This window comes from Paenibacillus sp. sgz302191 (genome assembly GCF_057749925.1).
Genome location: NZ_JBYLHY010000005.1, coordinates 136,433 through 161,138 on the forward strand (window position 1 = coordinate 136,433; position 24,706 = coordinate 161,138).

Below are 24,706 nucleotides of genomic sequence, written 5' to 3' on the forward strand. Positions count from 1 at the left end.
TTTCCTTGGATGCCAATCAGTGATAACGATTATCATTATCCATCATATATTACTGGAAGAACCCAAGGTTTGTCAACGGCAGGGCCGTATTGGAAGGGATGCAGTTGATTGGGGAATGAGGCACCGCCTGCAAAAATATTTTTACAGACCCGCTTCTTTTTGTTTACAAAAAATGAGAGGCTATCACTCAGTCATTTTCATGACTTATGGGACAGCCTCCCTTGAAAAAACTCCTTTGATGTTTATTGCCAATTAAAGACGTTCATTAACATAACCACAACTTCTGCTCTTGTTGCGCTGGAATCCGGCTTAAAAGTTCCGTCGGGATAGCCATTAATCACTTTATTTGATGCTAAAGCCGCAATACTTTCCGATGCCCATGCCGGGAGCGTATCATCGAAGGATTTAAAGTTTTTACCATCAACTTTAAACTTATACGCATTTTGAATTAAAACTGCTAGCTCAGCCCTTGTTATATCGGAATCAGCATTTACATGATACGCTCCGTTAACTAACGAACCGTCAATCAGCCCATGCACATATGCCGCGGCAAGATAAGGCTTGCTCCATTCCGGTACGCTATCCCAATCCGCAAAATGCGATGAGGCTTTATCCAATGCGGATTTATCGCCGATATCCAGCTTCTTGGCTCGGACTAACATGGCTATAGCTTCATTCCTGCGTGTATGACCGTTTGGTTCAAAAGTAGTAGCTGTTCTTCCGTTTACAATACCCAGCTTATAAGCTTTTTCAATGGCTGCTTCTGCCCAAGGAGTTTCCGTATGTACATCATGAAAGACTACATTCATAGATCCGCTACTTTGCGTCGTGTCATCAGTTGGAGTCGGATTCTGAGATGTACCGGATGCGCCGCCGCCTGAATGTCCAGACATAGAAGAACCGGAACTGTTATTGCTTGCGGTTCTTGATATGACAACATCATCTTGCGTAAAATTCCCCGCGGAATCCAATGCAGTTATCGTACTGTAAGCCTGACTTCCACTGCTTAATGTTCCCTTAATTGTGAAAATGCCGTTCTTGTCGGACGTTACCCGATTTGCGAAATTATCCATAACTGTAATATTCGGCAGGGTACTTCCCTGAATCAGATAATTGCCGGTTTCGTCGGTATATACCGTCCCTTTTGCATCCGTATTAATGAACAGTACAGGCGGCAAATCATTAACATTCACCACAAGTTCGCAGTTCGACTTATCGCCGTTTTGATTTTCGGCAACAATGTGAATGACGCTTGAAGGGTTTGTATCGCTTACCGAGACAGGTACTGAAATATGATTCTCGAAATCGCTGCTGCTGTAAAGGGTCCTAAAGTTTGGCATACCCGTTGCATCATCATAGGTTCCATCGCTTTGAGATACGGTAAACTTGCCGCTCATGCTTTGAGCTGTCCCGTCTGCTTGATTGACATGAGTGGAAGAAATACCGAGCTTAAAGTTCCCGTTGACAACCAATACCTGATTATTTTGAGCATTTGTTGTCATCTTTCCTATATCAGATGAAACATGGATGATCGGATAATCAGGAACAGGCACAAACGTAATGTTTGAAACCGTCGGATTCCCATAAATGACAGGTGAATACGTGCCGATTTTTTCAACACTTGCATAAGAAGTTACAGCAAGCTTGTAACTGCTGCCGGCTTGCATGCCTCCAAAATCAAGGGTAAACACACCTTTTACCGCTTGATCTGATGTAATATTATATTCGATAGCTTTGCCTGGATGAGAGATTCGATTGCCCGTTAAGTGTCCTTGATCGTCAATCTCATCCGTATAGGTTAGAGGCGACATGACGGCTTTACCTTGATCATCATACAAGCTAACAACATAACCGTCAGCATTCGGAACCGCATTCCATTTCGCTTCAATGGCTCCGCCGCCGCCCGCCTTCACGGATACGGAACTTACCGAACCCGGCGCAAGAGGATTCGTTACCGTTAACGGCTGCTTCGCGTTCATGCTGGAATATGGAATGGCACTCTCCGTACTGCTCTTAGGTATGGCGATCAAAGTCAGCCTTGGATAATACTCGCCGCTCTGCAAATAAGCCAAATCCTCCGGTTTGAATGTATAGCTGCCGCTTGCTCCACCGCTCACAACAGAAGCCGGGTCAATAGGAACCGTGTTGATTAAAACGCCAGGGCTTGCGTTTAATCTGTCTTCGCCGCTATCTTTTGACAAACGTACTTCAACTTGATAGCTTTCTTTGGCTATATCCAAACCTGTAAGGGCAAAGCTTACCGTATTGGAACCCGCGGCATAGGTCGTACTGTCTATTTCAGGAATCGGATTCACTGCAATAACAGCACTTGCAAAAGGCCGGCTGGACGAAATGCTCCAGTTCCCTGGCTCTCGTCCCAAGTTAATCATGAGGGTACCCGGTTTATCAGCAGCTTGATCCGATACAACCTCAGCATTGGCGTTCGGATCATTATAGAACATGGATCCGTCGGCCAAGGTTCTCGGATAAGTTAATCCGTAAGGATTGCCATTCGGGTCTTGCACAGAGATATCATTCGGGTCTGCTTTTACCAGGATCGCATAATCCTGCGATATACCGTCAGGCATGGTTATGGTATGAACCGTACCGGCATCGTTGGCGCTTATCGTTGGTTGAGCAGAAACCGATAAAGCCGCGACTTCATTCGCTATCGTTCCCGAAGCATTCGGCACACTTGTTGCTACAAGCGAGACATTAGATAAAACCTGATACTTCCCTACATTTTTACCATCTTCATCAACTACTTTTATCGTATTGCGAATTTCATTACGCTTTGCGGATAAAATGGAAACCCCTGCATTACCGCTTTGGTAGTTGTAGTGAGCCCCCAAACCGTGACCTAAAATACGAAATGAACCGTAAGCATCCGTTTTGCTCATTCCTACATCTATATTGGCGAGCGTTTTAGGTCCGATCGTAAGGTCGCCTAACGGGGAACTTACAACGTTAATTTCAGGAATCTGAATGGCAGCATCTAAATGACCGTTGACATTGTAGGAAGAATCCGAATTTAACGTAACATTTGCACGCCCACTTCCCTTTATGACTTGAAAGTTTTTAAGAAATGCGGCATCTGCAGCTACGTCAAAGGAAACGGACGACGGTTTCAGATAAATACCCGCTTGAAATTTTTGAAACACATCTACGCCCAGAAGCACAGGGTTGCCTGACAGCTGAATTTGTGAAGGACCAACCGAAAGCTCCATATCTTCAAAGCTCAGCAGTGTCTTTTTTCCGACATTGCCGACAACCATTTCGCCATTCAGTAGAAGCCTAATAGGAGGTATAGCGTCATAATTTCCTGATATCGTGTCCGCCAAGCCTGAAAAACCACCGCCGATTTTTGTAATATGACCAACTGGCGTAGCAGGCGTAACCGGAATCCCGGGTTCTTTCAATCCCATAATAATCTTGACCGTATCCGGAATGAAAGTGCCGCCACTGTTCTGCTTTAAAAGCATACTTGAGGAAAAGGATCCTATTTTTGCATCCAGATCAAATCCCAATCCGTATTCTTTCTCGTAAGTATTCACGGATGCATCAATTTTTGCGTTGACAGCTTCACTTTGTTTAAATCCCGGAATGATATTGGCGAACCCTTCTGGAGGGCTGATAGTGGCCTCGGCCTCTGCGCCTTTAAACACGATATTGCCTTTTAGGTCCTTACCGAATTCAAGCCTTTTGGCTTCCACAAAAAAACCAATTTGGCCTCCGCCCGGCTTCGTCACCCCCATATTCACTTTGCCTTCAAACATGATGGAATCCTTAAGCAAAAATGCGCCGTCTATTCTAGCGCCTAAACCGGAGCCAAGCGCTATCACACCAACGGTATACTTAATTTTCAATTCAATATTTTGTTGACTAGAATCCAACAAATCACCGGTTTCCGGGTCTTTTGCATAGGTGTCGATGTATTCTATGCCGTTCTCAAGGGAGATCGCTACATCCGCATTCGTCACAAAGGTCGTTCCGCCCGCAAGCATCTTGACATTATGAGCATCGACTGTAACATCGCCAACTCTTGAAACCGTGACAGTCATTGAACTGGTGCTGTCAGTCAAATAGCTGGTTACCATCGAGTTGATCATGGACGTCCCGGTAATCGTATACTTGTTGGTATTAGAATCATAGGCAACATGACCTGTAATGGTAAGGATCTTCGTTTTATTGCCCAGCATCTGATTCAACTCTGTATCATTAGCCGCGAGAATAACGGATTTGTTGTTAGATCCATCCGATACAACAACGAGTTCTCCAAAAGTTTTGTGCGATAATGTCTCTTTGGAATAAATGGTTATGGCTCTCTGCGCGCCGTTTATAGATATATAATAGGTCACGTCGTTGTTGCCCCGCGGCAGCATGTTTTGCGGTACACTGACAACCAAAGAGCTTGACGTTGCATTGGATACCGCAGCGCGCTGTGTCGGATTAGGCGCTGTGCCAATGTACACCTCGCCGGTTTGATCTATATTCCTCCCGCTTACGATGATGGAATTGAATAAGCTCGCCAATTGTGAATTTGGACTAATCGAAGTCATGACTTTGCTTTTTGGATCCTTAATCCCATTGACCACTACAGTAATGCTTTTAGGACGTCCTGAAGCATAAATATCCGAATTAACGCTGTATATGCTAATGTCCGAATTCTTTGGGTCTTGACCCTCGAAGGTACAATTAAAAGTAGTTTTTACGTCCGCCTTGTCGGTAACAATCACTTGTGCCGTATAGGAATCAAATACGTCACTCGGTGTGTTAACCGAAAATGTAAATGGTTGACCCATCAATACTACAGACGGAGATGCTGCAAATGTAACACCGGAATTACTGTTCGTATCGACTGGGATTCCAGGATCATACCTAAACTCGGCTACAACGGTTATTTCATCGTCTGCGTTTAAAATCGTTGATGCAGGAATAACTACTTTGCTTAAGTTAATTGTTGAGTTGTAATTATCACTGTCTTTACCAAGCGTTACCGTTTGAGTAAAATGATCCGAGTTTCGAATAAACAGTACGTCCTTCAAAGGGAAGCGAGGATTTCTATTTGTGATTGTAACGCTTAGTGTATCTCCGGGGAAATACTTCTTCACATTACTTACCACTGTGGCTCCGAGGTTAAATTTCGTCTGGGTGCTTATTGCATATCCCGGTATTGCTTCCACATTAATGGTAACGATGACATCGTTATACGGCATGGTAAAGTTGTACATTAAAGCAGCCTCTTTAGTAACTGGCAGGCTTTCATTTGTAAACGCCGACTTTACGCTGATACCTGTAATTTTATAAAATTTGGAACCGTTCTGGTCCGCAAATTTACTTAGATCAACGGTTACCTTATCCCCTACATAATCCGTAGCCGGCAAACCTCCAGCCGAGTTTACGAACCTTGTTCCCCCTGACAGAATCGGAACTACAACATTGTCTATCGTCGTTTTTACATGGATGTTGTGCGCCGAATTTGGATCGGTAGTTGATTTTACAACCAGTTTTACAGGCTCATTAGGCATTGTAAATGTATACTGAAATTTATTTATCGTCGTGTCCATGGATGTCGTCGTCAAATCAACCGCTTTGGATGTTTGGGTCCCGATGAATTGGACGCCGCCAGGAACAATTCCGTTGGAGGAAAGACTTAAGGTTAATTGATCTCCGGCGGCAAAATACTTCGTGCTGTTGTACTGGTTCGGATATCCATTTCTTGAGCTGTCCACATAATCGATTGTGCTTGTGAAATTGCTTGCTGAGCTTGTGTCGATCCCATGAGCGGTGCTGGTTGACACCGTTATCGTTACCGTTCTGTCTGTTTGGCCATGATCCCCTTTGATGTTAAGATTCAAGCCCCAAGCACTGTTGCTGTTATTTGGCGTTACACTTAACAGCACATTGCGTCCCCGATCGTCAATAGCCTGAATGCTTTTAACCAACGCAGGATTTAATTGTAAGGGGGGGACCGCAGCATCAGCAGAAGTGTTCACCAATTCGATGCTGAAATCATTTTCGCCTGGAATATTTACCCCCTGAGCGGGAATGTCGGTGCCGTTATAATTTGCTTTAATGAAAGTTGAGAAGGCAGCGTTATCCAAATTTACGATTACCAAATTTTGATATGTCTCCGACCACGTGACGATGATGGTAAGCGTATCGTTGGAGGAAGCATTCGTTGATACTGTCGCCGTAAACGTGCCCATGCCTAAATTTGTAATTTGACTTGACAGGTCCTTCGCTTTGCCTTTCTCGTACACGCGCGCTGTCGGGTCAAAGGCATAACCTGCATCCGCTGTAAGCACATACTTGGTCATATATACTGTACCAAGCGCAAATGTGCCGTTTGCCGGTGCATAAGACCCTCCACTCTTGGCCCATGTTACGGCCGCTGTCGCATGATTGTATGTATTGGTTCCGTCAGCGTTAGCTGCTCCTGTGACAGGGGCAACTGTTCGGATCGATAGATCGGTTGGAGCTATTGTTGCCTGTGGCGTTGCATTCGCTTCGTTGGAGTAATCGCTGTTGCCCCCGGCGTTACTTGCTTGTACGACGAAATAATACCTCGTTCCGTTCGTTAGACCCGTTGCCGTGTAGCTGTTGGTTCCCCCGCTTACAGTCGCAACCGGAGTAGAACCATAGTTGCCCGCTACCGCCCCCTGGTAAATACTGTATGTATTTGTACCCGAAACACCGCTCCAGCTTAACGTCACTTGTCCGTTGCCAGCTGTCGCTGTCAGACCCGCCGGTACAACTGGCATTCTCTCTACTGTCACCGTATACGTTTGGGTCGTACCGCCCTGCGCCGTCACCACGACTGCAATCAGGTTGCTCCCAGCGTTCAAGGTGATGGCTCCCGATGCCGAGCCGCTCAATACGGTATTGCCGCCCACCGTCACCGTGGAGGCGCCGTCACTCACGGTCGGCGTTACTCGAATGCTGCTCACGCTGCTTGCCACACTTGCCGTGTAGCTTGTCGTGCCGGGCGCAAAGGCCGGACTCAGGCTGCCGACGGACAACGTCAAACCGCTCAAGCTCGCGTTGCTGCTCGATCCTCGCGTTACTGTCACAGTGTACGTTTTCGTCGTGCCATCCTGCGCCGTTACCACAACCGTAATCGGGTTGCTCCCCACGTTCAGGCTGATTGCACCAGATGCCGAGCCGTTCGTCACGGGAGCGCCATTGACCGTCACGACGGCGTTGCTGTCGCTCACTGTCGGTGTGACCGTGATGTTGTACACACTGTTCGCTACGCTTGCCGTGTAGCTTGTCGTGCCCGACGCAAACGCCGGACTCAGGCTGCCGACGGACAACGTCAAGCCGCTCAAGTCCGCATTCGCTTCGCTGACCGACGCTCGCGTCACCGTCACCGTATACGTTCGGGTCGTCGCACCATCCTGCGCCGTTACCACGACCGTAATCGGGTTGCTCCCCACGTTCAGGCTGATTGCACCAGATGCCGAACCGCTCGGCGCAAGCGTGCCGTTGACTGTCACCGTGGCGTTGCCGTCGCTCACTATGGGTGTGACCGTGATACTGTACACACTGTTCGCCACACTTGCCGTGTAGCTTGTCGCGCCCGGCGCAAACGCCGGACTCAAGCTGCCAACGGACAACGTCAAGCTGCTCAAGTTCGCATCCGTACTGCTGCCCGATGCCCGCGTCACCGCCACCGTGTACGTTTGCGTCGTCGTACCGTCCTGCGCCGTCACCGCGATCGTAATCGGGGCGTTGCTCCCTTCGTTCAGGCTGATTGCACCAGATGCAGAGCCGCTCGTCACGGACGTGCCGTTGACTGTCACCGTGGCGTTACCGTCGCTCGCTGTCGGTGTTACCGTAATGCTGCTCGCGCTGTTCGGCACACTTGCCGTATAGCTTGTCACGCCGGGCGCAAACGCCGGACTTAAGCTGCCGACGGACAACGCCAAGCTGCTCAAGCTCGCGTTGCTGCTCGATGCACGTGTCACCGTCACCGTATACGTTTGGGTCGTTGCACCATCCTCGGACGTCGCCACGACAGTAATCGTGTTGCTCCCCGCGTTCAGGCTGATTGCTCCCGAGGCCGAACCGCTCGGCACGGCCGTACCATTGACTGTCACCGTGGCGTTACCGTCGCTCGCTGTCGGTGTTACCGTGATGCTGCTCGCACTGTTCGGCACACTGGCCGTGTAGCTTGTCGTATCCGGCGCAAAGGCCGGACTTAAGCTGCCGACGGACAACGTCAGGCTACTCAAGCTCACTGCCCGCGTCACCGTCACCGTATATGTACGCGTCGCCGCCCCATCCTGCGACGTTACCACGACAGCGATCGTGCTGCTCCCCGCGCTCAGGCTGATCGCTCCCGAGGCCGACCCGCTCGGCACGGCCGTACCATTGACCTTCACTGTGGCAGTGCTGTCGCTCACTGTCGGTGTTACCGTGATGCTGCTGACGCTGCTCGCCACGCTGGCCGTGTAGCTTGTCGTGCCCGGCGCAAAGGCCGGACTTAGGCTGCCGCTCGACAAGGTCAGGCCGCTCAGGTTCACATCGTTGGATAGGCCGACTTTCCGAATTCTGTGGTTTCCCGTATCTGCGATATACAGATTCCCCTTGCTGTCAAAAGCAACGCCAAGCGGGAGTTGCAATCGAGCTCCTGCAGCAGCCGAGCCGTCTCCAGCATAGCCGGCAACCCCATTGCCCGCCACCGTAGTAATGGCGCCTGTCGCTTTGTCGACTTTCCGAATACTGCTGTTAGCATAATCCACTATATATAGATTGTCACTGCTATCAAAAGCTAATCCGGACGGGGTATCCAATGCGGCATTTATCGCCGGTCCTCCATCGCCATAATAGTCCGCATCCCCAGTACCCGCTACCTTCGTTGCGGTGCCTGACGGTACGACTTTTAGAATCTGACACATGTCTGCATCGGCTATATACAAATTATTGCTGCTGTCTACCGCTATCCCATACGGTCTGCCTATGGAGATCGACGTCCCGGTGCCCGCCACCGTGCTGATGTTCCCTGACGAATCCATTTTCAGAATCCTGGTGTTACCCGTATCCGCGATATACAGATCGCCGCTGCTGTCAAATGCTATTGCATACGGGGTTTTTATCCCGCTATCTGCTACCGTGCTCACGTTCCCCGACGAATCCATTTTCAGAATTCTGTTGTTGCCCGTATCCGCGATATACAGATCGCCGCTGCTGCCAATCGCTAAGCCTTTCGGGCCGTTCAATCCGGTCGCCACCGTGCTGATGGTCCCTGACGAATCCGTTTTCCGAATCTTGTTGTTACTCGTATCTGCTATATACATGTTGCCGCTGCTGTCAAAAGCTACTGCATCAGGGGAATTCAATTGGGCCGATGTCGCCTGTCCTCCGTCTCCCGAATAACCGGCAGATCCAATGCCCGCCACCGTGCTGATGATGGGGCCGCCGGCAGCATAAGCTGTTCCTTCGGACAGTGCTGGCAGTTGTGTCGACACCAACAGAAAAGTCAGCACACAGGCCATAATCTGCTTTACCTTTTTACACATTTTAGCTCCTCCTTATGAAACTATGCCGAGATCAAGTCTCTAGGGCGTGTCTGAATACTCCGAGGGCAGCAGATTTTGCCGAATTTCCGTTCCATGCAAGGAACTTTTGTGAAGGCGTACCGGGGGTACGTCAAGCAAAAGTGACGAAGCAGGGGGCGAAAAGGCGGTGAAAGATGCCCCTGAGCGGGTTTTCAGACACGCCCTAATTCAATTGCCCAAGATCAAGGTTGAGGCATACATTTAACATTCGAAGAATCATCGTTGCCGCCTGCTCGCGAGTAGCATAGGAGTTCGGGTAAAACTTGCCGTCATCCCCGCCTCTAACGATATCTGCGCCAGCCAATTGTTCGATATACGGACGAGCCCAACTGCTCGATATATCTGAGAAATGAATGTTTCCGACCGCCTGACCGAAAATGATCGCACGCGCCAGGACGGCCGAAATCTCAGCGCGGGAAATCAGCCGTTCTGGCTGGAACAGCCCCCCGCCTACACCGTCAATCACACCGGCTGCCTTCAGCGTGTCAATAGCCGGTTCGGCCCAGTGCCCCTCCGTATCGGAGAATGCTGCACGCGAGCCTCTCTTCGTGTCCAGATGCAGAGCTTTCACCATCATCGTAACGAACTCGGCGCGAGTAACCTGATCGCTTCCGTGAAAGCTGCCGTCAGGTCTTCCGTCAACGATGCCCAGTTGCTGAGCGAGTTGAATCGCTTCGAAGCTCCAACTGTTAGCGGGGACATCCGGGAACGGCTTGGGCGCAGTCAAATGCAGCGCAGCTTGAGCCGTTTCTGCAACCTTCCGAACATCCGTGATTTTGCCGTTGAGAACCGGTCTATTCGATACAACCGGTACTCCATGATCGCTTCCATTGCCGTCGCCGCCCGGCAACGTCGAGCCGCCCTGGTCCGCATTGCCACCATTGCTGTCACTACCGCCGCCATCAGTTGGAGCTGCCCTCGAAACCTTCACCGTATACGCTTGTGTCGTCGTACCGTCCTGCGCCGTCACCTCGACCGCAATCGGGTTGCTCCCCACGTTCAGGCTGATCGCTCCCGAGGCCGAACCGCTTGACACGGGCACGCCGCCCACCTTCACCGTCGCGCTGCTGTCGCTTACTGTCGGCGTTACCGTGATGCTGTACACACTGTTCGACACGCTGGCCGTGTAGCTCGTCGTGCCCGGCACAAATGCCGGACTTAAGCTGCCGCTCGACAACGTCAAGCCGCTCAAGTTCGCGTTGCTGCTTGACGCTCGCGTCACCGTCACCGTATATGCTTGTGTCGTCGTACCGTCCTGCGCCGTCACCTCGACCGCAATCGGGTTGCTCCCCACGTTCAGGCTGATCGCTCCCGAGGCCGTGCCGCTCGGCACGGTCACGCCGCCCACCTTCACCGTCGCGGTGCTGTCACTCACGGTCGGCGTTACCGTGATGCTGTACACGCTGTTCGACACGCTGGCCGTGTAGCTCGTCGTGCCGGACGCAAACGCCGGGCTTAAGCTGCCGCTCGACAGCGTCAAGCTGCTCAAGTTCGCGTTACCACTCGACGCTCGCATCACCGTCACCGTATACGCCCGTGTCGTCGTACCGTCCTGCGCCGTCACCTCGACCGCAATCGGGTTGCTCCCCACGTTCAAGCTGATCGCTCCCAAGGCCGTGCCGCTCGGAACAAGCGTGCCGTCCACCTTCACCGTCGCGCTGCTGTCGCTCACTGTCGGCGTTATCGTGATGCTGTACACACTGTTCGCCACGCTGGCCGTGTAGCTTGTCGTGCCCGATGCAAACGCCGGGCTTAAGCTGCCGCTCGACAACGTCAAGCCGCTCAAGTTCGCATCGTGGGAAAAGCTGACTTTCCGAATCCGGTTGTTATAGGCATCCGCTATATAAAGATTCCCGCTGTTGTCAACAGCTACTCCACCTGGATTGTTCAATTGGGCCGACGTCGCCGATCCTCCGTCTCCTGAATAGCCGGCATTCCCAGTCCCCGCCACCGTGGTGATGATGCCCGACGTATCTACTTTCCGAATCCGATCAGATCCGTTTTCCACAATATACAGATCCCCGCTGCTGTTAACCGCTACTCCGATCGGGGCGCTCAATTGGGCTGACGTCGCCGGTCCTCCATCTCCCGAATAGCCGGCAATCCCAGTTCCCGCCACCGTGGTGATGATGCCCGACGCATCCACTTTTCGAATCCGGTTGTTACTCGAATCCGCTATATACAGATTCCCGCTGCTGTCAAAAGCTATTCCATAAGGGTTGTCCAATTGAGCCGACATCGCCGGTCCTCCGTCTCCCGAATAACCATCACTCGCCCCCGTTCCCGCCACCGTGGTGATGATGCCCGATGCATCCACTTTCCGAATTCTGGCGTACTCCGATAAATATACATTCCCGCTGCTATCAACCGCCACTCCATGCAGGTTGAATATTCCGGACGATATCGCGGGTCCTCCGTCTAATGAATAGGAAATAGACCCATCGCCCGCCACTCTAGTGATGATGCCCGACGTATCCACTTTCCGAACCACACCGTTACCTACGTCCGCTATATACATATCCCCGCTGCTGTCGAAAGCTAATGCGGATGATTGGGGCGTCATGACCATGAGGACCAGTTTGGCCGATGTTGCGAGCCCTCCGTCCCCCGAATAGCCGGGCGCCCCTGTGCCCGCCACTGTGCTGATCGTCCCTGTCGCCTTATCCACTTTCCGAATCGTATTGTTATAACTATCCACGATATACAGATTGCCGCTGCTATCAACCGCTACTCCACCTGGATAGTACAATTGGGCCGATGTCGCGGGTCCTCCATCTCCCGAATAGCTGTGCGTCCCCGTGCCCGCCACCGTGGTGATGATGCCACTGCCAGCAGCGTAGGCTTTTCCCCCGGACAGTCCCTGCAGTTGTGCCGCCATCAACAGCAAAGCCAGTACGCAGGCCATAATCTGCTTTACCTTTTTACACATTCTAGCTCCTCCTTATGAAACTATGCCGAGATGAAGTCTCTAGTTCAATCGTTGAAGATCAAGGTTGAGGCATACGTTTAACATTCGAAGGATCATCGTTACCGCCTGCTCTCGAGTAGCATAGGAGTTCGGGTAAAACTTGCCGTCATCCCCGCCTCTAACGATATCTGCGCCAGCCAATTGTTCGATATACGGACGAGCCCAACTGCTCGATATATCTGAGAAATGAATGTTTCCAGTTGCCTGACCGAAAATGATCGCACGCGCCAGGACGGCCGAAATCTCAGCGCGGGAAATCGGCCGGTCCGGTTGGAACAACCCGCCGCCCACACCGTCGATCACGCCAGCGGCCTTCAACGTGGCAATGGCCGGTTCAGCCCAGTGACCCTCCGTATCGGAGAATGCTGCACTCGAACCTCCCTTCGAGTCCAGATGCAGAGCTTTCGCCATCATCGCAACGAATTCGGCGCGGGTAACCTGATCGCTTCCGTGAAAGCTGCCGTCAGGTCTTCCGTCAACGATGCCCAACTGCTGGGCGAATTGAATCGCTTCGGAACTCCAGCTATTAGCGGGGACATCCGGAAACGGCTTGGGCGCAGTCAAATGCAGCGCAGCTTGAGCCGTTTCTGCAACCTTCCGAACATCCGTGATTTTGCCGTTGAGAACCGGTCTATTCGATACAGGCGGGACTCCATGATCGTTTCCATTGTTATCGCCGCTTGGCAACGTCGAGCCGCCCTGGTCCGTGTTGCCACTGCTGCCGCTTCCGCCGCCATCCGTTGGAGCTGCCCTCGAAACCTTCACTGTATACGCTTGTGTCGTCGTGCCGTCCTGCGCCGTCACCTCGACCGCAATCGGGTTGCTCCCCACGTTCAGGCTGATCGCTCCCGAGGCCGATCCGCTCGACACGGGCACGCCGCCCACCTTCACCGTCGCGCTGCTGTCGCTCACTGTCGGCGTTACCGTGATGCTGTACACACTGTTCGCCACACTGGCCTTGTAGCTCGTCGTGCCGGGCGCAAATGCCGGGCTTAAGCTGCCCTTCGATAGCGACAAGCCACTCAGACCTGCGTCGCTGCTCAACGCTCGCGTCACCGTCACCGTATACGCCCGTGTCGTCGTGCCATCCTGCGCCGTCACCTCGACCGCAATCGGGTTGCTCCCCACGTTCAGGCTGATCGCTCCCGAGGCCGAACCGCTCGACACGGGCACGCCGCCCACCTTCACCGTCGCGCTGCTGTCGCTCACTGTCGGCGTTACCGTGATGCTGTACACACTGTTCGCCACGCTGGCCGTGTAGCTCGTCGTGCCGGGCGCAAACGCCGGGCTCAAGCTGCCGCTCGATATCGTCAAGCTGCTCAAGTTCGCATCATTACTGCTTGACGCTCGCGTCACCGTCACCGTATACGTTTGTGTCGTCGTGCCGTCCTCCGCCGTCACCTCGACCGTAATCGGGGCATTGCTCCCTACGCTCAGACTAATTGCACTCGATGCCGAACCGCTCGGCACGGGCGTGCCATTTACTATCACTGTTGCTTGGCTGTCGCTCACTGTCGGCGTTACCGTGATGTTGTACACACTGTTCGCCACGCTGGCCGTGTAGCTTGTCGTGCCCGGTGCAAATGCCGGACTTAAGCTGCCGACGGGCAACGTCAAGCTGCTCAAGTTCGCATCGTTGGAAGGGCCAATTCTCCGAAGCCTGCTGTTATTCGTATCCGCTATATACAGATACCCGTTGCTGTCAACAGCTACTCTCCATGGCCAATCCAATTTAGCCCCCGTCGCAGCAAAGCCGTCTCTCGAATAGCCCTTGCCCCCGTTGCCTGCCACCGTGGTGATGATGCCCGACGTATCTACTTTCCGAATCCTGTTGTTCCCCGAGTCCGCTATATACAGATTCCCGCTGCTGTCAATAGCTACTCCAATAGAATCATACAACTGAGCCGACGTAGCCAATCCTCCGTCTCCCGAATAACCACTACTTCCATTGCCAGCTACCGTGGTGATGATGCCCGACGTATCTACTTTCCGTATCTTGTTTCCACCGGCTAAATACAGATTCCCGCTGCTGTCAATGGCTATTCCAGTTGCGCCTATCGTGCCTGCTACCGTGGTAATGATGCCCGATTTATCTACTTTCCGAATTCTGCTGTTACCAGAGTCTGCTATATACAGATTCCCGTCGCTATCAACGGCTGCTTCAGAAGGGGTATCCAATTGGGCCGACGTCGCCGATCCTCCGTCTCCCGAATAGCCAGTAGTCCCATTACCTGCCACCGTGCTGATGATGCCCGACGTATCTACTTTCCGTATCGTGTTGTTCATCGCGTCCGCTATATACAGATTCCCGCTGCTGTCAATAGTTACTCCAAAAGGGACACCCAATTGGGCCGACGTAGCCAATCCTCCGTCTCCCGAATAGCCACTATACCCATTACCCGCTACCGTGCTGATGATGCCCGTCGATTTATCCACTTTCCGAATCCTGCAGCTAAACGTGTCCGCTATATACAGATTCCCGTTGCTGTCAATAGCTACTCCTCTCGGGTTAGATATTTGGGCCGACGTCGCCGCGCCCCCGTCTCCCGAATCGCCAGCAGACCCCGTGCCCGCCACTGTGGTAATGATCCCCCTACTAGTAACAGCATACGCTTTTCCCCCGGACAGCCCCGGCAATTGTATCGCCATCAACAGGAAAGCCAGAACACAAGCCATAAACGGTTTTACGTTATTACGCATTCTTGTTTTTCCTCCTTATTAAACTATGCCAAATTCAAAATTATACGAAAAGCGATAAAAGCACATCTATAGAAAGTTATAGACTCGACAAAAAACTCTCTTTTTTTCAAAAAAAGCCGTTGTTTTCCCGGTAAAAAAGAACCAGGCTGTTACCGATTTCCTAATGAAATCAGCAGCAGCCTGGTGTTCGTGAGACCGATTGATGAAATTAGTTCAATAGTTGAAGTTCCCTCGCCTTTTTGATTGCCTGCACTCTTTTATTGACTTTCAGCTTTCCATAGATGTTATTTGCGTGGCTTTTTACGGTTCCTTCCGTAATGTCCAAATGCAACGCAATTTGTTTGTTGGACAATCCTTCAGCCATGAGACGAACAATCTCCAGTTCGCGACTCGTTAGCAATTCGACCAGAGTCTCGTCTGCTTGATCTGCGTTCATAATGGAATTCCCATGGTGCTTTAATTGCCATAGCCTTAGATACACCATTCGCGAAAATATCATTTCCAGCACAACTAATCGATCTGCCGTAAAAGCATCGGAAATTAAATTATTTTCCAAATACAAGACCCCGTCCCGGTGGTCCAAGTATCGAACAGGCAAACACAGAATCGATCTGGGCCGCTTCTCTTGGATGTGAGGATCCGTTGCAAACAAACTATCACTTGCTTCACCAAGAATAACAAACTCCCTCGTTTTCATGACGAATTGAACGACCGAAGCCGCATAATCGCTCCTGCTATCCATGAAGGCCTTCCGCTCGCGGTTGATCTCTTGCTGAGCCTCTATGACCAATTTCCCCTGATTGCTGAGTAGGACCAGTCCTCTCTCGGCACCGGCATTACGGATAGCCAACTGCAGGAAGGTCTCCAGCAACTCCGTTTCTGCCAGATCCCCAGATTGGATTTTACTGGCTTGCCGAAGTATCTCCATATCCAGTTCTCTTCCCAGTTCAGCATGGAAATTGCCGTTCCCCTGCTGCATCTCCATCGCTGTACTTCTATCGGAAACTTCAGTCTCGTCCCACTCATGGAATGAAAGTGCTGCAAGTGCCGGAAAGCGCTTCTGTAAGCTATTCAACTTCCCGGTTGCCCCCCACTTGAAGTAAGCCTTGCAGGCATTCCGCAGATACGCTTCCGCCAATGGATGATTGTTCAATGCCAGGTGAAAGTTAGCTGCCAGTTCCGCGGCAATCGCTTCATCTCGTGGATAGCCGCTTTCATGAGCCCATTGAATGGCTTGATCATACAGCTTCGCTGCCTTCGCATGATCGCGATTGAGACGTGCCCATTCCGCCAGCATCAGCTTATATTTGGACAAGGTGCTTTCCGGAACGACCTTTGTCCATACCTTCATCCGAGCCAGCAATTTATTTAAAACTTTACGATAGCTGCTTTTCACAGGATCCGAAGCGTCGGGATATTCAGCCATGATTGCCAATGCATGATAGAAACAGTGTCTCTGATTGAAAGACAGCACGCTTTGCGTCTCGAATTTTACGGATGCTTCAGCAAGAGCCACAGCTTCTGAATAATTGGCATATAAATAATTAACCTCAAGCTTGCAAGTGTAATACAAATAGAGATTTGATTTGTACGTTTCGTTAACGATTTCTTCACGCAGCAGCTCGTCCTCATCGAAATGCTCACTGTTGAAAGTCATTTTCGAATCGGTGGCGCTTTGTAACATGTATACGTATTGCTTGGTTAGGTAAAGCACCCTTTGGGTCATTACGTCTAGCGATCGAATCGCTTTTTCCTCGTATACATGACATAGATGATTCAAGTGCCGCAGATCTTCGCTGCCCGTAATCAATTGTGAAGATATCGCGTAACCTGCATAAACCATATCTCCGCCTTCCAAGCTTAACTGTCCCGCTTGCTCAAAATAGCTGTCCGACTGTTGAGGCCGTAAAAATTGCAACATCAGTCCCATGATACAATGCATTTTTCCTTTTAATAACACACTATCTATTTTCTCCGCATGATGAAAAGCAACCTCGGCTAAACGCAATGCCGGTTTGTAGAGTTTTAATCCGAAGCACAAAGCGATCGCATAAGAACCGAGCGCAATGGAAAAAGCCTCCGAATTGCCATGCTTTAAAGACATTCGTACATATTTGGCAAACACAATGAAAGACAATTCCTTATTGACAATATACAGAATGGGCGATGAGGCCATGACAATATCCGCAAGTGCTTGCTGCCTGGGATTGCGGCTCATCGGCAAGTCCTTTAAAAGCCCCCGTTTTATCGAAAGCCGTAATTGCGTCTTCGTAATCTCAGCCAGGATGGAGAGACTCGTAGATTTCGAAGGGATATGCAAACCAAATTCCGCCATCGCTTTTAGGGCAATTTGACAGGCTTCACCCTCTCTTTTGCGAAAAGCATACATCGCAATCTGGATGACATAGATTTTGGCCCGATCCGCCGGATTTCTCGCATGCAGCAGCAATTGATCCAGAACAGCCTCCGCTTGCTCAAAATAACCGCAATAATATTGGCATTCCGAGCTTTCAAGCAAGAGATTAAAATACAGTGCATCCTGCCGGGACCCCCCCTCGCCCTCAACCAATCGTGCCCCCTTGTTCAATAGTTCCAATGCTTGGCTATATGCGGCGGAAGCTTTCGCCCTCTTTCCCGCTTGCAGGTTAAGATGAGCCAATTGGTTCACTTCCGCTGGCTCCGTCATGTACTCGCTGCCCGCATTCAAATGATGGACGAGCTCGAACAAACGGTCGCCGGCGTTGTCCGGATGAAGAGACTGCAGCATAGAACGACCGATTTTTAAGTGAACCCGCTTTTTTTCGCCATCCGACAGCAGATCGCAAGCAGCTTCCTGTACTTGATCATGCAGGAACCTATATCCGTGTTCTTCGGCCACTATCAATCCTTCGCTTACCGCCGGCAGTAAGTCTTGTTCCGTGCGCAGGTTGGATTCCCCATACAGAGCTGAAAGCATCCTAAGATCAAAAGAGCTGCCCAAACAGCCCGCCAACCCCAGAATTTGACGAGTTTCCTCCGGAAGCGTTTCAAATCTTTTCATAATCAGATCAGTGACATCATGAAATCCTTCCAGTTGCCTGATCCCCTCAAGATTCCAATCCCAACAAAGCTCATCGGAGTTAAAAAAGAGGAGCCTTTGATTATAGTACGTTTGCAGCATTTGTGTGAAATAAAAGGGATTCCCCGCTGTTTGCCGATAAAGGACCTCCGCCAGCCGTTTTACTTCGCTTGCATCGTTATGCAGCATATCCGCGACATATCGGACAACGTCCGAATGCCCAAGTGCACGGATATTCATAAAATGATCACCGGTATTCAAGGAATCGGAAGATTCGAGAAATAACGTTCTGAAAACGTGACTCTCGTCAAGTTCGTCATCCCGATACGTCCCGATAATCAACACATGCTTCAGCGAGCCATGGTTCCATAAATCCCGAATCAGCTGAAGCGAGGCCGAATCCGCCCACTGCAAATCCTCTAGCCCGATCACGAGTGGATGCAGCTCGTCTGCAAAGGCCTTGATCAGATTGCCAAAAAGCACCCGGAACCGGTTCGTCGCTTCCAATGGAGACAAATTCTCGACCGGCCGCTGCTCTCCGATCATCCAGGTTAACTCGGGAATCACCTGAGTAAGCACGCTCCCGCTTTGCCCAAAAGCTTTTAACAACTTCGTTTTCCAGCGCGCTTGCTGTTCCTCCCCGCCCGCCAAAATCTGCCGAATCAGACCTGATAAAGCCGTAATGAGCGCGGCGTAAGGTTTGGATTCCTGATGCCATTCATATTTGCCGAGGGCCACATAGCCCTTATTTTGCATCACGTGCGTTTGAAGGGCTTTGACGAGCTTGGATTTTCCGCTCCCAGCATGACCGCCTATAAACAATAGCTCTTTGGAGCCTGAGCAGGCGCGTTCATACGCACCTATGAGCTGCTGCAACTCCAAGTCCCGGCAATAAAGCCGATCAGGCAACCGAAATCGGCCGCGTTCATCCACTTCTCCCAATAGAAAGGGATCGATTGTTCCTTTCTCTATCCATTGATCCGCGCATTTGTTCAGATCGTCAAGAAGACCGTTCACGCTTTGATAACGATCTTCGACTGATTTGGAAAGCAGCTTCATGACAAGGTCATTCAACACTTGCGGAATATCAGGGTTAACCGTCCGCGGAGGAACTGGCAGCATGGCCATGTGGGCATGTATCCAATCGCTGGCCGAATTTGCCTTCAGCGGAAGCTCTCCCGTTAGCAGCTCATAAAAAATAATGCCTGCTACATACAAATTACTGCGTAGATCAACTTTCCTCTTTATACGGCCTGTACGCTCCGGAGAAATGTAGGCAAGCTCTTCATTAGAAGCGCTTTGCCGGAGCGACCGCCTAAGCGTCAATTGCCCGTCTTCGAAGCGTACAAATAAATCTTCCGTGGTAATTGGGAGAAAGCCAACGTCGTTTTGATGCCACTCTCGAAGCATCTCCACGACTTGCAACGCTATGGAAAAAAATTGTTCGACAGTAATCGTATTGGTCTTTATAAACGATCTTAGCGTCAGTTCATATGCCGCATTCAAACCTTTAAATCCCCCATGTCCATAGTGCCAAGTGCGTTTTGCTAATAACTCTATTCTATCTCTTTTGGTCATAAAGCGCATCTTTCATCTTTTTGCAAGAACAGAAGAAGAGGCTATCCCATAAGTCACGGAAATGACTGAGGGATAGCCTCTCATTTTTTGTTGGCGTGATTGCCACAAAAATTAAATCGATTTGTAAACGTTTGCCATATTATAATTGCTTTCGAACTGGATACTGGCTGCCAGCAAATTGTTTCGAATCGTAAAATCGAAAAATATTTCTCCGTGCGTCCAGTTTTTCTTGTACTTCAGCGACTCGATCGCCATTTGACGAAACGTGTGATACTGCGAATCGCTTAACCCCTTGTTGCTTACGATAAGTTCACCACCCTTGCCTTCAAGCGGCAAGTGCCTGATGCCAAACTTTCCGATCACGTTATTCCGAATTTGAATAAATACGGTACCGGAAGAAAGATAGATTAATTCTTCTCTGATTTCCCTAAAAACCAAATCAATCTGTCTGGCTAAGGACATCTGTTCCAGGCTCATCATTCCCCTCCTTCACTTTATCATTTCTTCAAATATATGTAATTTCTGAGGCTGTAGACCTATTATACCTATTGCTCTCACAAATTTCAACACATTTTTACAATATTTTAACAATCGTTTAACATAACCATGAAAAAAGACCCATCTACAGCTCCATGCAACATAGGTCTACGAGGGGTCATCAAAATGACGAAACGATTCTTTTCACTTTACATACACCTTCGCGAACTTTCCGGTACAGTTCTGCCTGCTTCTGCCGGCACGCATTGTATTAATGTTCCTGGTCATATAGATACAAATTCCCCCATGTTTGGCGGTCATTTAGCACTATATGCACCCTCCGCAATTAAGACTTACCTGTTCTGATTGTAGTATGCTCATCCTCAACGGGCCCATTGTTTTCTGTAAAATTATGATTTTATTTGTCGTAATGTTATAGAATCTTTCCCGAGACAGTGCTATAATTTCAAACATACATCCTGAAATTTCCTACATACCCATTTACTCATTTCGCAGAGGAGTCGGTAAAATGAACCAATTATCTTCACTGTCCTTCAGGAAAAAACTGCAGATCGGCTGTTACTCGCTAATCGGTTTGAATGTGATTTTCGTCCTGACTCTTTTGCTTTTCCCGGATTGGAACCGCTTACTCGGCACCATTTTCCTAGTCCTTTTGGTCGTAGGCAGTTACCCTTTCATCTCTGTTTTCGAAAAGCAGCTTACCGAGCCTGTCGCCGAGCTGTCACGCATCGCGCTTCAAATCTCGAAAGGCGATTTCTCGCAAAAAGTAACCGTCTCCTCCGACGACACACTGGGCCAGCTCGGGCAATCTTTTAATAAAATGATTGACAAGCTGAGGGATATTTTGCAAGAAACCGGAACCATCACCAAGCAGGTGTTCAACACAAGCAGAGACATTTACGTGAAAAACGAAAACTTCCGCCTGGTGCTCGAACAAGTCAGCGTATCCGCCCACGAGCTCGCCTCGGGAGCGGGACAAATATCGGAGGAAGTATCCGGCGCCTCCATTACATCCAAAGAAATCGAAACGAAGATCGAAGTCTACGCCGCTTCGGCCGATGAGATGAAACAGCATTCAGATCAGATGATGAGCCTCGTGGAAAAAGGCCGCACTTCCGTCGAGAGCCAGGGCATAGGCATGAAACGGAACGTGGAAGTTACGCAACAAGTTTCCGAAACGATCGACTTGCTGGCAAAGCAGGCCGCCGGGATCGGCAATGTCACCCGCTCGATATCCGATATCGCCGAGCAGACGAACCTGCTCTCCCTCAACGCTTCCATTGAAGCGGCGCGGGCGGGCGAGCACGGAAAAGGCTTCGCGGTAGTCGCCCAGCAGGTGCGGAAGCTGGCTGAAGAGTCCACCTCGCTGACCCGCGAAGTGTTCGGTTTTGTCAAAAGCATCGAGCAGGGCATCCAGGAAGCGATCCGCAGCATCCAGATCAATGAGGACGTCGTCAACAAGCAAACCGTCTTGATCGATCAGACGGAAAAAGTTTTTGCCGAGATTGTGGACAGCGTCGGATTTATTTCCGAAGGAATTACCCGCTTCGCGAATGAAACCGCTATCATGCTCTCCAATTCGGAGCAAATTGCCGCTTCCATGGAGAACATATCGGCGATTACCGAACAATCCGCCGCCGGCACGCAAGAAGTGTCCGCATCGATGAACGAGCAGATCGGCACTGTGCAGGATATCGTCAAGCAAACGGAAGAGATGACGCGCATCGTCACCCAGCTCCAGCAAACGATCCAGATTTTCAAGCTGTAGCCGTTGCTGCGGAGGTAGCGATACTCGCTTTGCGCGGCTACGCCCCGGACGATGCGGCTGCCTTTTTCTCGGGCAGCATGCCCTTTTACCCGATCCATGGGGCTTTTGAGAAATTTGCCTTCTAGAGCCGGCGATTCACTGGCTTCACGTGCAAAAACCTGCGAAAGTGCAGGCTTTTTCCTTAGAAATGGTTCGTTTTGGCGAAAAGCCTGCGATTGTGCAGGAATTTTCGATAAAAACGAGTCTGAGCCCATGTTCACGGCGAAAAGCCTGCACATTTGCAGGAATTTGTCGTAGCCGGCGTATCCATCGAGCAAAAACTGTATTTTTGCAGGTTTTCTTCGCGCGACCCGGCAGATGGTGCGACCGGCTCTAGCGCGTGGGTTTCTCCACCGCCTGACTTTCGCAGGTTTTACCGCGCTCCGGCCGCCGGGCGATCGTTCACAGGTTTTGCCGCGCTCCGGCCGCCCGCGGCGAGCATTCGCAGGCTTTGCCGCGCTCCGGTCGCCCGACGAGCGTTCGCAGGTTGTGCCGTCGTCGTTGGCGGCCAAGCGAAGCCCGTTGCTTTCGTCCGGCTCCCCCAAAACTTAAAACGAACCCGACTCCACCTCTCCGGGTGTGCCAGGTTCGTACGGTCATACTTATACTTTGTCCGCCGTCAGCTCCATAAACTGCCGAACGTCGGCAATCGCCATGTCCACTGCGCTTTGCCAGAAGTCGGGTTCCGTCAGGTCGAGGCCCAGATGCTTTTGCGCCAGCTCTTCGACATTCATGCTGCCCGTATCCCTGAGCAGGGCCACGTATTTGTCTTCAAAAGCAGGCCCCTCTTCCGCGGCTCTTGCATAAATGCCTGCACTGAACAAGTACCCGAACGTGTACGGAAAGTTGTAGAACGGAACGTCAGTCGCATAAAAATGCAGCTTCGCCGCCCAAAAATGCGGATGGTAGCTGCTCAGCGCATCTTTGTAAGCCGCTTTTTGCGCGCTGACCATCAGTTCGTTCAAGCGGTCGGCGCTGACCAGCCCCTGGCGGCGCTCTTCGTAGAAATTCGTTTCGAAAATGAAGCGCGCATGGATGTTCATGAAAAATGCGATCGAACGCTGAATTTTATCTTCCAGCAGGATGATTCGCTCTTCGTCGGAAGCGGCTCCCTTCACTGCGGCATCTGCGACGATCATCTCGGCGAACGTAGAAGCGGTCTCCGCAACATTCATCGCATACTGCTGAGCCAGAACCGGCATGTCTTTCATCACATGCTGGTGATAGCCGTGGCCGAGCTCGTGAGCCAACGTCGAGACGTTGTTGGCCGTGCCGCCGTAAGTCATGAAAATGCGCGTCTCTCCGGCCACCGGAAAGGATGTGCAGAAGCCTCCGGGGCGCTTGCCCGGGCGGTCCTCCGCCTCGATCCAGCGGTTGTTAAACGCCTGCGCGGAAAAAGCCGCCATCTTCGGGCTGAACCGCTCGAACTGGTCGATGATCAGCCGGGCGCCTTCGTCGTAGCTGATTTTTTTGGCCGCGTCGCCGAGCGGCGCATCGACATCGACCCAGGCGAGCTTGTCGACGCCGAGCAAGCGGGCCTTGCGGTGCAAGTAGTCCACAAACACCTGCTTGTTGCGGTCGATAACGTCCCACATGACTTGGAGCGTTTTATCCTGCATGCGGTTAATATCCAGCGGTTCCTTATGTACGTCTTTCCAGCCTCTGTATTTGTAAACTTGCAGGCGGAATCCGGCCAGATGATTCAGCGCTTCGGCGCAGTAATCCGCTTTGTCGGCCCACGCGTTCTCCCATTGCTCGAACAACTTCAGCCGCTCTTCGCGGTTTTCCGTGTGCAGTTTGTTAAAAGCTTGCCCCGCCGAAAGTTCGGTCGTCTTGCCATTTTCTTCCACGGTCATGCGGAACTGGCTTACCGTCGTGTTGTACAGGTCGCCCCAGCCGTGATAGCCGTCCACCGCCAGATCGTTGATGAGTGCCTCCTGCTCCGGCGGCAGCTTCTCCTTGGCGAGCGTGCGGCGCTCGTTCAGCGGGAAAGCGATGGCCTTGAACGGCTCTTTGGCCAGCAGCGCCTGCCAAACGGACTCCGGAATGCCGGTTAGAACTTGGTCGAACAGCGTCAGCGAAGACAAATATTCGGCATAAAGACTTTTGACCTGTCCGCCAAGAATGGCCGCTTTTTTATCGGCCTGGTTGTCGGCGAGCAAACATCCTACGAATGAATCCGCTTCGCTGAGATTGCCAAGCATTTGCTGCAATAGCTGCACAAGCCCTGTCAGCCATGCGGTGTCATCCGCGCTTTGCGGAGCGGCGGCTGCGCGCACAAGATTTTGAAATTCCGATATGGAAGCCTGCAGCTCCTTTAAAAAAGCCGAGAATTCGGCAGACTCGCTGCCTCCGGGAAAAAAGGAATCCAGATCCCAGGTTTGACTTAAAGGCGTATGAAGCAAAATAATCACCTATCCTTTCATTTCCTATTAAAACATACTCCGGGTGGAACTCCAAGTCGCCAAACTGATCATTGCTTCCGGGTACAAAGTATGATATCAATTAAAGTAATGGTTGCAGCATTTTTGAAA

8 protein-coding genes and 1 pseudogene are annotated in these 24,706 nt (G+C 51.0%); 2 read left to right on the forward strand and 7 right to left on the reverse strand.

From position 1 onward, the window contains the following. Positions 1-19 precede the first annotated feature (19 nt). Complete coding sequence (locus tag AC3G2T_RS09240) at positions 20-256, forward strand: hypothetical protein (protein ID WP_474680040.1); 237 nt, start codon at positions 20-22, stop codon at positions 254-256. Here AC3G2T_RS09240 and AC3G2T_RS09245 read toward each other — a convergent pair. The 6 genes and pseudogenes from AC3G2T_RS09245 to AC3G2T_RS09270 form a co-directional block, all read right to left on the reverse strand. After that, positions 243-9,524, reverse strand: coding sequence for a cadherin-like beta sandwich domain-containing protein (locus tag AC3G2T_RS09245; RefSeq protein ID WP_488435244.1), 9,282 nt, complete (start codon positions 9,522-9,524; stop codon positions 243-245). The genes AC3G2T_RS09240 and AC3G2T_RS09245 overlap by 14 nt on opposite strands. Before the next feature lie 202 nt (positions 9,525-9,726). After that, entirely contained in the window at positions 9,727-12,492 is a 2,766-nt protein-coding gene (locus AC3G2T_RS09250; protein ID WP_474680038.1) for a cadherin-like beta sandwich domain-containing protein, read from the reverse strand. Positions 12,493-12,531: 39 nt separating this feature from the next. Beyond that, on the reverse strand, positions 12,532-15,231 hold the full coding sequence (locus AC3G2T_RS09255) for a cadherin-like beta sandwich domain-containing protein (RefSeq protein ID WP_488435245.1): 2,700 nt from the start codon (positions 15,229-15,231) through the stop codon (positions 12,532-12,534). 208 nt (positions 15,232-15,439) lie between these two features. Further along, positions 15,440-18,550 (reverse strand): LuxR C-terminal-related transcriptional regulator, encoded by a 3,111-nt coding sequence (locus tag AC3G2T_RS09260; RefSeq protein WP_474680258.1) that lies wholly within the window; start codon positions 18,548-18,550, stop codon positions 15,440-15,442. Between the two features lie 84 nt (positions 18,551-18,634). Further along, a pseudogene (locus AC3G2T_RS09265) lies at positions 18,635-19,876 on the reverse strand (ATP-binding protein); the annotation flags it as partial. 102 nt (positions 19,877-19,978) lie between these two features. Further along, positions 19,979-20,344 (reverse strand): O-methyltransferase, encoded by a 366-nt coding sequence (locus tag AC3G2T_RS09270; RefSeq protein ID WP_488435359.1) that lies wholly within the window; start codon positions 20,342-20,344, stop codon positions 19,979-19,981. Positions 20,345-20,873: 529 nt separating this feature from the next. On the opposite strand from AC3G2T_RS09270, the gene AC3G2T_RS09275 reads away from it, so the two are divergent. Beyond that, positions 20,874-22,133: a methyl-accepting chemotaxis protein gene (locus AC3G2T_RS09275; RefSeq protein ID WP_488435246.1), complete on the forward strand. Its 1,260-nt coding sequence runs from the start codon at positions 20,874-20,876 to the stop codon at positions 22,131-22,133. A 641-nt stretch (positions 22,134-22,774) separates the two neighbouring features. Here AC3G2T_RS09275 and AC3G2T_RS09280 read toward each other — a convergent pair. After that, positions 22,775-24,586: a M3 family oligoendopeptidase gene (locus AC3G2T_RS09280; RefSeq protein WP_488435247.1), complete on the reverse strand. Its 1,812-nt coding sequence runs from the start codon at positions 24,584-24,586 to the stop codon at positions 22,775-22,777. Positions 24,587-24,706 lie beyond the last annotated feature (120 nt).

Coding starts and splice junctions, on each gene's coding strand:
- AC3G2T_RS09245 (WP_488435244.1), bottom strand. CDS start 9,524: ATGTGTAAAAAGGTAAAGCAGATTATGGCCTGTGTGCTGACTTTTCTG.
- AC3G2T_RS09250 (WP_474680038.1), bottom strand. CDS start 12,492: ATGTGTAAAAAGGTAAAGCAGATTATGGCCTGCGTACTGGCTTTGCTG.
- AC3G2T_RS09255 (WP_488435245.1), bottom strand. CDS start 15,231: ATGCGTAATAACGTAAAACCGTTTATGGCTTGTGTTCTGGCTTTCCTG.
- AC3G2T_RS09270 (WP_488435359.1), bottom strand. CDS start 20,344: ATGAGCCTGGAACAGATGTCCTTAGCCAGACAGATTGATTTGGTTTTT.
- AC3G2T_RS09275 (WP_488435246.1), top strand. CDS start 20,874: ATGAACCAATTATCTTCACTGTCCTTCAGGAAAAAACTGCAGATCGGC.